Origin of the sequence: Streptomyces sp. NPDC059695 (genome assembly GCF_042733785.1) — a bacterium.
Taxonomy (GTDB): Bacteria; Actinomycetota; Actinomycetes; order Streptomycetales; family Streptomycetaceae; genus Streptomyces.
In genome coordinates this window covers 268,744-280,045 of record NZ_JBHWFF010000005.1, presented here as the reverse complement: position 1 = coordinate 280,045, position 11,302 = coordinate 268,744, and the positions used below count along the sequence as shown (strand labels likewise).

Here is an 11,302-nt window from a genome sequence, read left to right as displayed (position 1 = left end):
GTTTGTGGGTGTGGTGTCGCTCCGGGTGGGGCGGGCGGGGGCTGCGCGCGGGGGTCTCGGTAGCCGCCGGGGGGCGCCCCCCCCCCCCCACCCCCCCCCCCCCCCCCGCCGGATGGTCGCGGACCGTATGCGGTCCGGTGCGTTCCGGTCAGTGCGCGCCCACTCCGGTGAGGGATTTGACCTCCAGTTCCGCGTACTTGCCCCGGTCCGGGGTCTCCTTCGAGAGGACGGAGCCGAGCCAGCCGAGCAGGAAGCCAAGCGGGATGGAGACGATGCCGGGGTTCTCCAGCGGGAACCAGTAGAAGTCCACGGTCTTGAACATCGAGGTGGGCTTGCCGGAGACGACCGGCGAGAAGAGCACGAGGACGACCGCCGAGACCAGTCCGCCGTAGATCGACCACAGCGCGCCCCGGGTGGTGAACCGCTTCCAGAAGAGGGAGTAGAGGATCGTCGGCAGGTTGGCCGAGGCGGCGACCGCGAAGGCGAGGGCGACCAGTCCGGCGACGTTGAGGTCGCGGGCGAGGGCGCCGAGCGCGATGGAGACGATGCCGATGAGGACGGTGGCCCAGCGGGCGGCCCGCACCTCCTCCTTCTCGGTGGCCTTCCCGCGCCGGATGACGTTGGCGTAGATGTCGTGCGCGAAGGACGACGAGGAGGCCAGGGTCAGGCCGGCGACGACGGCGAGGATGGTCGCGAAGGCGACGGCGGAGATGACGGCGAGGAGGATCGCGCCGCCGGTGGAGCCGGCTCCGCCGCCGATCTCCAGGGCCGCGAGCGGGGCGGCGGTGTTGCCGGCCTTGTTGGAGGCGACGATGTCGCTGTTCTTCAGGAGGGCGGCGGCGCCGAAGCCCAGGACGATCGTCATCAGGTAGAAGGCGCCGATGATGCCGATGGCCCAGTTCACGGACTTGCGGGCGGCCTTGGCCGTCGGCACCGTGTAGAAGCGGATCAGGATGTGGGGCAGGCCGGCCGTGCCGAGGACGAGCGCGATGCCGAGGGAGAGGAAGTCCAGCTTCGAGGTGGCGGTGGCGCCGTACTTGAGACCGGGCTCCAGGAAGGCCGAGCCCTTGCCGCTGTTGGTGGCGGCGGCGCCGAGCAGCTCCGAGACGTTGAAGTGGAACTTGAGGAGGATGAGGAAGGTGATCAGGAGCGTGCCCGCGATGAGCAGGACCGCCTTGACCATCTGCACCCAGGTGGTGCCCTTCATGCCGCCGATCGTCACGTACACGATCATCAGGAGGCCGACCAGGGCGACGATCGCGACCTTGCCGCCGTCGCTGGTGATGCCGAGGAGCAGCGAGACGAGGACGCCCGCGCCCGCCATCTGCGCGAGCAGGTAGAAGATCGAGACGACGATGGTCGAGGTCCCGGCGGCGGTGCGGACGGGGCGCTGGCGCATCCGGTAGGCGAGGACGTCGCCCATGGTGAACCGGCCGGAGTTGCGCAGCGGTTCGGCGACCAAGAGCAGGGCGACGAGCCAGGCGACGAGGAAGCCGATGGAGTACAGGAAGCCGTCGTATCCGAAGAGCGCGATGGCTCCGGCGATGCCGAGGAACGACGCGGCGGACATGTAGTCGCCGGAGATCGCGAGGCCGTTCTGGAAGCCGGTGAACTGACGTCCGCCGGCGTAGAAGTCGGCGGCGCTCCTGGTCTGGCGGCCGGCCCAGACGGTGATGGCGAGGGTGGCGACGACGAAGGCGCCGAACAGGGCGATGATCAGGGGCCGGTGCTCGGTGGTGGCGTTGCCCGCCGCGAGCAGGACGGGGGTGCTCATGCGTCGCCCTCCATACGGGTTCTGATGGCGTCGGCCCTGGGGTCGAGCCGGCGTGCCGCGTGCCGCGAGTAGAGCCAGGCGATGAGGAACGTGGTGACGAACTGGCCCAGGCCGAGGACGAGCGCCACGTTGATGTTGCCGAAGAGCTTGGTGCCCATGAAGCCGCCCGCGTAGTTGGAGAGCAGCACGTACAGCAGGTACCAGGCGATGAAGGCCAGGGTGAGCGGGAAGGCGAAGGAGCGGTGGGCGCGGCGCAGTTCGCCGAACTCCGCGCCCTCCTGGACCTCGATGAACTGCTCCGTGGTGGGCGACGCGGGACCGTGGTCGGTCTCCGTGCCGTCTCTGGGCGGCGGCGGTGCTTCGGTAGCCACGGAATCTCCTCGTGACGCGGGGGCGGACGGCGTGATCAAGGGGGCCTCACCGGGGGTGCGGGTCGCGGGGCACCGGGCGGAGCCCCTCCCTCGACCAACGGCACGGAGCCGGAAGCGACGCGGTTCATCCGAGACTTTTCTTTGAACATATCTTCATGAAGTCTTCTCAACTCATTGAAGGTTCGGGAAGATCAGCGATAGCTTCACTCGTCATGCACCTGTCCGCGCGCAAACCCGCGCGTGGACAGTACATACGGATGATGTGGAGAACCCATGGCTCATCTGGGATCGAGGCGCGGCCGAGCTCTCGCTCTGCCGGTTGGTCTCGCGCTCACGGCCTCGCTCGGCTTCCTCGCACCCGGCGCCGCCTCCGCCGCGGAACTGAGCGACGCTCCGGCCACCGTGGTGACGAACGGCCCGAAGCTCTCGTACGTCGTCAACGTCGAGGGTGGCCGCTGGACCGCCGCCTCGGTGAAGAAGGCGATCGCCGCCGCCGGTGGCGAGGTGGTCATCTCGTACGACCAGATAGGCGTGATAGTCGTCCACTCGCAGAACCCCGAGTTCGCGAAGACGATCCGCACGGCGCGTGGCGTGGTGTCGGCCGGTTCCACCCGGACCGCCCCGCTCTCCGTCCAGTCCGACGACTCCGTCGACGAGGGCGCGCAGGCCCTGTCCGCCGCGGAGGCGAAGGCCGCCGCCGCCCGCGCGACGGACGAGCAGGACCCGCTGGAGCCCCTGCAGTGGGACCTCCCGGCGATCAAGGCCGACAAGGCCCACCAGAAGACGCTCGGCAGCAAGCGGGTCACCGTCGGCATCATCGACACCGGTGTGGACGACACCCACCCGGACCTGGCCCCGAACTTCAACGCCGCCGCGTCCGCCAACTGCGTCTCCGGCAAGCCGGACACGACCCCCGGCTCGTGGCGTCCGAACGCGGGCGAGAGCGACCACGGCACGCACGTCGCGGGCACCATCGGCGCCGCGAAGAACGGCATCGGCGTGACCGGTGTCGCGCCGGGCGTGAAGCTCGCGGGCATCAAGGTGTCCACCCCGGACGGCTTCTTCTACACCGAGGCCGTCGTCTGCGGCTTCGTGTGGGCGGCCGAGCACGGCGTCGACATCACGAACAACAGCTACTACACCGACCCGTGGATGTTCGCCTGCAAGAACGACGAGGACCAGAAGGCCCTCATCGAGGCGGTCACCCGTGCGACCCGCTACGCGGAGCGCAGGGGCACGGTCAACGTCGCGGCGGCCGGCAACTCGTCGTTCGACCTCGCGGCCGACTCGATCGTCGACAACAGCAGCCCGAACGACACCACTCCGGGCGACCGGGTCATCGACCCGAAGGAGTGCTTCGACTACCCGGCCCAGCTGCCGGGCGTCGTGACGGTCTCCGCGACCGGCGCCAAGGACCTCAAGGCGTCCTACTCCAACTACGGTCTCGGCGTCATCGACGTCGCCGCCCCCGGCGGTGACCGCACCGAGTACCAGACGCCGGACGCCCCGGCGGTCAACGGCCGCATCCTGTCGACCACGGTCAACGGCGGCTACAACTACAAGGCCGGTACGTCGATGGCCTCGCCGCACGCGGCGGGCGTCCTGGCGCTCATCAAGTCGACGCACCCCTACGCGAGCCCGGCGGCGCTGAAGGCGCTGCTGTACGCGCAGGCCGACGACCGCGCCTGCACGAACCCGTACGACATCAACGGCGACGGCAAGGTCGACGCCGTCTGCGAGGGCGGCAAGAACAAGAACGGCTTCTACGGGGCCGGTCTGATCGACGCGCTCGACGCCGTCCGCTGGTAGTCCGCGCGGTCCGGTGAGGGCCCCGGTGTGGTGACGCCACACCGGGGCCCTTCGCGTGGCACCGAGTGCCACACTGCGCTCATGGACAACACAGTGCGTACGGGTACGGAGTTGCTGTGGTCGGCCCTGGGCGGCGATCCCGCCCTCGTCGACCGCGTGGAGTTCGGCGGGGTGTCCGGGCTGCTGCCCGCGCGCCTGCCGGTGATGGACCTGGCGCGGGGCGCGGTCGCGGCCTGCTCCCTGGCCGCGGTGGAGCACGCGGGCCTCCCGGGGCCGGTGCGGGTGGACGACGGGGCGGTCGCCACCGCCTTCGTGAGCGAGCGTCACCTGCGGGTCGACGGGCGGGCACCGGTGAGCTTCGCACCCCTGTCGCGGTTCTGGCGGGCGGCCGACGGCTGGGTCCGCACCCACGCCAACTACCCCCACCACAAGGCGGCGTTGCTCGCGGCGCTGGGCGTACCCGACACGGTCGAGGCCGTCGCGGCGGCGATCGGCGAGCGCGCGGCCGTCGAGGTCGAGACGGCGGTGTACGCGGCCGGGGGCCTGGCCGTCGCCCTGCGCACGCCCGGCGAGTGGGCGGCGGGCGAGCAGGGCCGGGAGGTGGCGGCGCGGCCGCTGTTCACCCGGGAACGTCTGGACGAGGCCCCGGCCCGGGGCCGTACGGGTCCGCTGCGGGTCCTGGACCTGACCCGGGTGATCGCCGGGCCGGTCGCGACCCGGACCCTCGCGCTGCTCGGCGCGGACGTGCTGCGGATCGATTTTCCGGGCAGTCCCGAACTGCCGGACCAGCACGCGGACGCGGACGTCGGCAAGCGGACCGCCGCCCTCGACCTGGACCGGCCCTCGGACCGGCGCACCTTCGACGAGCTCCTCGACTCCGCCGACGTGCTGGTCACCGGCTACCGGCCGGGCGCGCTCGACCGGTTCGACCTGGGGCGGCCGGGTCTGGTGACCGCCCGGCTCTCCGCCTGGGGCGACTACGGGCCGTGGGGCGGGCGGCGGGGCTTCGACTCCCTGGTGCAGGTGGCGACGGGGATCGCCGTGACCGAGGGCTCGGCCGCGGAGCCCGGGGCGCTGCCGGCGCAGGCGCTGGACCACGGGACGGGGTACCTGCTCGCGGCGGCGGTGCTGCGCTCGCTGACGGAGCAGCGCGCGGAGGGCGGCAGCCGGCTGGTCCGCCTGGCGCTCGCCCAGACCGGACACTGGCTGACGCGGACGCTGCCCCGGTACGAACCGGAGCGGTACGTCACGGAGTCGCGGGGCCCGCTGGGGCACCTGCGGCACGCACTGTCCCCGGTGTCGTACGAGGGCGGCCCGACGGGCTGGTCACGGCCGCCGGGCCTCGCGGGGGCGGACGCGCCGGAGTGGGCGGGGGCGTGAGCGGCGCCCGGCCGGCTCCGCGGAGGGGCCGGCCGGGCTTCCGCGCTACGGCTTGACCAGGACCTTCAGGGCGGTGCGCTCGTCCATCGCCCTGTAGCCGGACGGGACGCCGTCCAGGCCGACCGTCAGGTCGAAGACCGGGGACGGGTCGATCGCGCCGGACAGGACGTCCGGGAGGAGTTCCGGGATGTACGCGCGCACAGGGGCGACCCCGCCGCGCAGCGCGATGTTGCGGTCGAACATGACCGAGAGGTCGAGGCCGGTGCCGCTGCCGTGCGGGACGCCGACGTAGCCGATGGAGCCGCCGTCGCGGGCGATCGCGACGGCCGTGCGCATGGACTGCTCGGTGCCGACGGCCTCGATGACGCCGTGGGCGCCCTGGCCGCCGGTGAGCTCGCGGACGGCGGCCTCGGCGGCCTCGCCGCGCTCGGCGACGACGTCGGTGGCGCCGAAGGCGCGGGCGATGTCGGTCCGGGCGGTGTGGCGGCCCAGCGCGATGATCCGCTCGGCGCCGAGGCGCTTGGCGGCGAGGACGCCGCAGAGGCCGACCGCCCCGTCGCCGACGACGGCGACGGTGGAGCCGGGCTTCACGCCCGCGCCGAGCGCGGCGTGGTGGCCGGTGCCGAGGACGTCGGAGAGGGCGAGCAGCGCGGTGAGCAGGCGGTCGTCGTCGGCCGCCTCGGCGGGCAGCTTGACGAGGGTGCCGTCGGCGAAGGGGACCCGGACGGCCTCGCCCTGGCCGCCGTCGGAGCCGACGGAGCCCCAGAAGCCGCCGCGCGGGCAGGAGGTCTGGAGGCCCTCGGCGCAGTAGGCGCAGCTGCCGTCGGACCAGACGAAGGGGGCCACGACGAGGTCTCCGGCGGCGAAGCCGGTGACGTCCGAGCCGGCGGCCTCGACGATGCCGAGGAACTCGTGGCCGATGCGCTGGCCGGGCTGCCGGGCGGACTCGCCGCGGTAGGCCCAGAGGTCGCTGCCGCAGATGCAGGCGCGCAGGACCCGCAGGACGACGTCCGTGGGCTCCTGGATCACCGGGTCGGGCACGTCCTCCACGCGCATGTCGAACGGGGCGTGGATGGTGGTGGCGCGCATGGGGGGCGGTCCTTGCTGTCAGACGGTTGTACGACGTTCACCGTACATCGCGTGGAGCGTGCCCGCGGTCAGCAGGTACTGCGCCGCGATGTAGGTCAGCATGACCCAGAAGTCGGGCGCCGGCAGCTGGGGCCATGCGGCGACGTCCGTGGCGATGAGGGTGTCGGACAGCAGGAACAGCGCGCCGCCGATCCCGGCCGTGCGCCCGAGGGCGCTGGAGCGGTAGGCCATCGCGGTGAGCAGCAGCGAGTATCCGGCGACGGGGATCCGGAGCCCGGCGGGGAGGTCGGGCCAGAGGAGGACGACGGTGCCGGTGAGCGCGACCGCGTACAGGGCCCCGAGCGCCGGGGACGTACGCCTCCGGCCGAAGAGGACCAGGTAGCAGACGTGGCCCGCGGCGAAGGAGCCCATGCCGGCGAGGAAGGCCCCGTCGGCGTCGGAGAGCAGGAGGACGTCGCCGCCCCAGCCGAGGAGGAGCGCCGCGGTCAGGAGTCTCGGGGCGCCGCGGGTGGCGGCGTACGCGGCGAGCAGGGGCATCAGGAGCGGCTTGGCCAGCCGGTGGCCGAGGTCGGCGCCGGCGAGCAGGGAGAGCAGGTCGACGGCGGACGCGAGCGCGAAGGCGGCGAGCAGGGCGCGGGAGGAGGTCTTCACGCGGTGGCCTCCGGGGCGGCGGCGCCGGTCGCCGGGACCGGGGGCGCCGGCTGCCAGCCGGGGCCGCGGAGGACCCGTCCGGCCCGTTCGCGCCAGCCGTGCGCGGCGCGCAGGTCGCGGGCGATGGCGGCGTACTCGTGGGTGGCGACGCGGAGCGGGTTGTAGGTCTCGATGTTCTTGGTGAGTCCGTAGACGGGCCGCTCGGTCTCGCCCGTCCAGGAGCCGAACACCCGGTCCCAGACGATGAGGATGCCGCCGAAGTTCCGGTCCAGGTAGCCGCCCTGGGAGGCGTGGTGGACGCGGTGGTGCGAGGGGGTGTTGAGGACGTACTCGAAGGGGCGGGGCAGCCTGTCGATGCGCTCGGTGTGGATCCAGAACTGGTAGACGAGGTTGACCGAGTAGCAGAAGGCGAGGGCGGCCGGGTGGACGCCGAGGGCGATCATCGGCAGGTAGAAGGGCCAGCCCGTGACACCGGTCCACGGCTGGCGCAGCGCGGTGCTGAGGTTGAACTTCCGGCTGCTGTGGTGGACGACGTGGCAGGCCCACAGGATGCGGACGACATGGTGCCCGCGGTGCTGCCAGTAGTACAGGAAGTCCTGCGCGAGCAGCATGAGCGGGATCGTCCACCAGAGGACGGGGACGCGGAGCGGGGTCAGCTCGTACACGGCGGTGTAGAGCGCGACCACGGGGATCTTCCACAGCGCGTCGAAGAAGAGGCTTCCGAGCCCCATGCCGATGCTGGTGGCGGCGTCCCTGGCCTCGTACCCGGCGGCGTCCTCGTCGGGGTGGATGCGGTGGCTGACCATCTCCAGGACGGTGAGCAGGACGAACGCCGGTATGGACCAGAGCACGACATCGGGCAGGTGCGGCATGACGACGACGGTAGGGGCGGCGGGCGGACGCGGCTAGACGTCATTACTTACAAGTAAGTGAGACGACTTGTCAGCAAGCTTTGGCACCTTCCGACAAGACAGGACACCCCCTAGACCCCCGCCGCCCCCAGCAGAGATCCCGCGCCGTAGGTGACCGCCATCGCGAGGGCTCCGCCCGCGACGTTGCGGAGGATCGCCGGGGCCGTGGGGGCGCTGCCGAGGCGGGCGCTCCACCAGCCGGTGAGGGTGAGGGCGGCGAGGACGGAGAGGACCGTGACCCAGAGGCGGGCGGAGGCCGGCGGGATGACGATCGCGAGCAGCGGGAGCAGGGCGCCGACGGTGAAGGCGAGGAAGCTGGCGCCGGCCGCGTGCCAGGGGTTGGTGAGGTCGTCGGGGTCGATGCCGAGCTCCACGCGCGCGTGGGCGCGCAGCGCGTCGCGCGCGGTGAGCTGCTCGGCGGCCTCGCGGGCCACCTCCCGGGAGAGGCCGCGGGCGGCGAGCAGGCCGGTCAGTTCGGCCAGTTCCGCTTCCGGGTCTTCGCGGAGTTCGCGTTTCTCCTGGGCCAGCGCGGCCTTCTCCGAGTCGCGCTGGGTGGAGACCGAGACGTACTCCCCCGCCGCCATCGACATCGAGCCGGCGAGGAGGCCCGCCAGGCCGGCCGTGAGGAGGGCGTCGCGGGACTCGGTGGCGCCGGCGACGCCGACGACGAGGCCGGCGGTGGAGACGACGCCGTCGTTGGCTCCGAGCACGGCGGCCCGGAGCCAGTTGAGACGGGTGCCGAGACCGCCGCCGTGGGCCTCGTCGTGTGCGGGGGCTTCAGTCACTCCAGGAGGGTCGCACCCGCCGCGTCACCACACGCGGACCGACCCGCCCGGGGCGAAGGCCGGACTGGTGGCCCCCTCGGGGACCTCCTTCAGCGGCTGCGCGATCTCCTCGACGGCCGGACCGTGGACGGCGGCGAGCCGGTCGAGGAGGGCGAGGTCGAAGCCGTAGACGCGGGCGGCGTTCCCTCCGACCATGGCGGCGACCTCCTCCCGGGGCAGCCCCGCGTAGGCGATGCGGAGGCCTTCGCGGGAGTACGGGGTGGTGCCCTCGTCGTGCGGGTAGTCGCTGCCCCACATGATCTTGTCCAGGCCGATCCGGTCGCGCAGCGGCACCTCGTGGGGGCGCATGAAGCTCGCGCCGACGAAGCAGTTGTCCCGCCAGACCTCCTTGGGGCCCTTGCCCATGGACGCGGCGAGGCCGGCGCCGAACTTGGACTCGGCGGTGGCGGCCCGCGTCGCGGCCGACACCAGGCGCCGGTGGTAGTAGTCCAGCATGTCGAGCACGCCCGGGATCCAGCCCGAGCCCTGCTCGGTCAGGACCAGCTTGAGCCCCGGGTGGCGCCGGAAGGCGCCGCCGAAGACCAGGTGCCACAGGGCCCGGTGGGAGAACCAGGTGGTCTCCACCATGAACACCGCCCGGGCGGCCGGTTCGTCGCCGAGCGGCGGCGACGCGGAGCCGCCGTGGTGGTTGACCGGCACGTCGAGCTCGGCGCAGACGGCCCAGATCGGGTCGTACGCCTCGGAGTACAGCTCGGGGACGGGCGAGCCCGGCGGGACACCGGGCAGCAGGATGCCGCCGGTCAGTCCCGCGTCGCGGGCGCGGCGGATCTCCGCGACCGCCGCGTCCACGTCGTTGAGCAGGATCTGGGCCACGCCCGCCCTGCGCCCCGGGGCGTCCGCGCAGAAGTCGGCGAGCCAGCGGTTGTGCGCCTGGAGCCCGGCCCAGCGCTGCTCGTACTCGGCGCGGGTGGGCGGCTGGGCCATCAGGGAGGCCTTGGGGAAGAACGGCGGGATGGTGTTGGGGAAGACGACCTCGGCGACGATGCCGTCCGCCTCCAGCTCGCGCAGCCGGCGCCCCGAGTTCCAGTTGCGGTCGGCGGTGTCGGCGAGGAGGTCCTCGTACGGGTTGACGTAGCCGGCCGCCCAGGCGTCGAAGTCGTCGTGGTGCTTCTTCTCCAGGTACGGCCTGTAGTCGAGGAGGTCGGCGCCGGCGTGGCAGTCGGCGGAGACGACGGTGTAGCGCTCGGTCACGGCGTCACCCCGAGGACCGGGAACTCGTGGTCGGTGAGCCAGTGCCGCCCGACCTCGCGGGAGCGGGCCCAGGAGGCCTCGACGGCGGCCTGGTCGGCGGGCTGCCCGAGGTCGGCGGGGGTGGGGCCGATCCGGCGGGCGATCGGATCCAGTGCCGGGACGTCGAACCCGAAGACCTCGGCGGCGGCGAGGCCGAGCATCCGCCGGGTCTCCCCGACGGGGATGTCGTGGAAGGTCCTCCGCAGCCACGCGCGCGTGTCGGGCCAGGTGCCCTCCGGGTGCGGGAAGTCCGAGCCCCACAGGATGTTGTCGACGCCGATCTCGTACCGCTGCGCGAGCTCGCGCCGCTTGGTGTTGGTGGCGCAGACGAAGACCTGCCGGTCCAGGTACTCGCTCGGCGGGCGCTTCAGCTCGGCGAACGGGGACAGCTTCTTCCCGCCGTGCGCGCCCAGGTAGAGCCGGTCCATGAACCAGAGGAGGTTCGGCAGCCACCAGCAGCCGGACTCGGCGACCCCGAACCGCAGGCCGGGGTGGCGCTCGAAGACGCCCGACCAGAGCAGGAACCACAGGGGCCTGGCCGGCCACCAGGTGACCTCGGAGACGTAGATCCCGAGGTGGTCGCCGTACTCCTCGCGGGGCGCCGCCCCGGAGTGGGTGACGACCGGCATGCCGGTCTCGGCGGCCGCCGCCCACACCGGGTCGTAACGCCGGTCGTGGTACGGGGCCTTGTCCACCCACATGGAGGGGATCATGAGCGCGCCGAGCCCGGACTCCTTGGCCCGGTGGATCTCGGCGACGACCTCGCGGACGTCGGCGGTGACGGGCAGGAGGGCGACCCCGCGGTGCCGGTGCGGGTTCGCGGAGACGAACTCGGCGAGCCAGCGGTTGTGCGCCTTCGCGCCCGCCATGCCGAGCTCCGGGTCCTGGTCGCCGGAGAGCCCGAGGCCGACGCCGAAGGGCGCGGCGGTCCGGCTGTCGACGGCGTCCGCGTCGGGGAAGACGACCTCGCCGGCCACCCCGTCGCCGTCGAGCTCCTTGATGCGCTGCGCGGGGTCCCAGCCGCCGCGCAGTCCTTCCTCGTTGTCGCTGAACCACCGGTCCGCGAAGGCCTCGTTGCGCACCCCGAGCCGGGTCATGGCCTCCCGGCGGGCCTCGCGCCCCGCCAGGAAGTCGTCGAAGTCCCGGTGGAAGCGGGGGTCGAGATAGGGCCGGTACTCCTCGGTGGGAAGCCCGGCGTGGCAGTCGGAGGAGATGATCAGGTACGGGTCCTCATAGGTCATG

The 11,302-nt window shown here is 72.7% G+C and carries 10 protein-coding genes; 2 read left to right on the top strand and 8 right to left on the bottom strand.

Annotated features, from left to right (window positions below):
• Positions 1-148: 148 nt before the first annotated feature.
• Together ACFV2S_RS09210 and ACFV2S_RS09205 are read right to left on the bottom strand one after the other, a co-directional pair.
• Positions 149-1,774 (bottom strand): cation acetate symporter, encoded by a 1,626-nt coding sequence (locus ACFV2S_RS09210; protein ID WP_385555684.1) that lies wholly within the window; start codon positions 1,772-1,774, stop codon positions 149-151.
• Positions 1,771-2,145 carry a DUF485 domain-containing protein gene (locus ACFV2S_RS09205; RefSeq protein WP_383786729.1) on the bottom strand — a complete coding sequence of 125 codons (375 nt, stop codon included), beginning with the start codon at positions 2,143-2,145 and terminating at the stop codon, positions 1,771-1,773. Before ACFV2S_RS09205 ends, ACFV2S_RS09210 begins: the two co-directional genes overlap by 4 nt.
• 273 nt (positions 2,146-2,418) lie before the next feature.
• Here ACFV2S_RS09205 and ACFV2S_RS09200 point away from each other — a divergent pair, with 273 nt between their 5' ends.
• A complete protein-coding gene (locus ACFV2S_RS09200; protein ID WP_385555682.1) occupies positions 2,419-3,954 on the top strand; it encodes a S8 family serine peptidase in 1,536 nt (511 codons plus the stop codon).
• An 81-nt stretch (positions 3,955-4,035) separates the two neighbouring features.
• Complete coding sequence (locus ACFV2S_RS09195) at positions 4,036-5,334, top strand: CoA transferase (protein WP_385555680.1); 1,299 nt, start codon at positions 4,036-4,038, stop codon at positions 5,332-5,334.
• 45 nt (positions 5,335-5,379) lie between these two features.
• Here the strand turns inward: ACFV2S_RS09195 and ACFV2S_RS09190 are convergent, their stop codons facing one another.
• From ACFV2S_RS09190 to ACFV2S_RS09165, 6 genes are all read right to left on the bottom strand, one after another.
• Positions 5,380-6,423, bottom strand: a complete 1,044-nt coding sequence (locus tag ACFV2S_RS09190; protein ID WP_385555678.1) for a zinc-dependent alcohol dehydrogenase family protein — start codon at positions 6,421-6,423, stop codon at positions 5,380-5,382.
• Between the two features lie 18 nt (positions 6,424-6,441).
• Positions 6,442-7,074 (bottom strand): lysoplasmalogenase, encoded by a 633-nt coding sequence (locus tag ACFV2S_RS09185; protein ID WP_385555676.1) that lies wholly within the window; start codon positions 7,072-7,074, stop codon positions 6,442-6,444.
• A complete protein-coding gene (locus tag ACFV2S_RS09180; protein ID WP_385555674.1) occupies positions 7,071-7,946 on the bottom strand; it encodes a sterol desaturase family protein in 876 nt (291 codons plus the stop codon). The genes ACFV2S_RS09185 and ACFV2S_RS09180 overlap by 4 nt, the downstream gene beginning before the upstream one ends.
• A 110-nt stretch (positions 7,947-8,056) precedes the next feature.
• On the bottom strand, positions 8,057-8,770 hold the full coding sequence (locus ACFV2S_RS09175) for a VIT family protein (RefSeq protein ID WP_385555672.1): 714 nt from the start codon (positions 8,768-8,770) through the stop codon (positions 8,057-8,059).
• Between the two features lie 24 nt (positions 8,771-8,794).
• Positions 8,795-10,021, bottom strand: coding sequence for an amidohydrolase family protein (locus ACFV2S_RS09170; protein WP_385555670.1), 1,227 nt, complete (start codon positions 10,019-10,021; stop codon positions 8,795-8,797).
• Positions 10,018-11,301: an amidohydrolase family protein gene (locus ACFV2S_RS09165; protein ID WP_385555668.1), complete on the bottom strand. Its 1,284-nt coding sequence runs from the start codon at positions 11,299-11,301 to the stop codon at positions 10,018-10,020. The genes ACFV2S_RS09170 and ACFV2S_RS09165 overlap by 4 nt, the downstream gene beginning before the upstream one ends.
• Position 11,302: the final 1 nt, after the last annotated feature.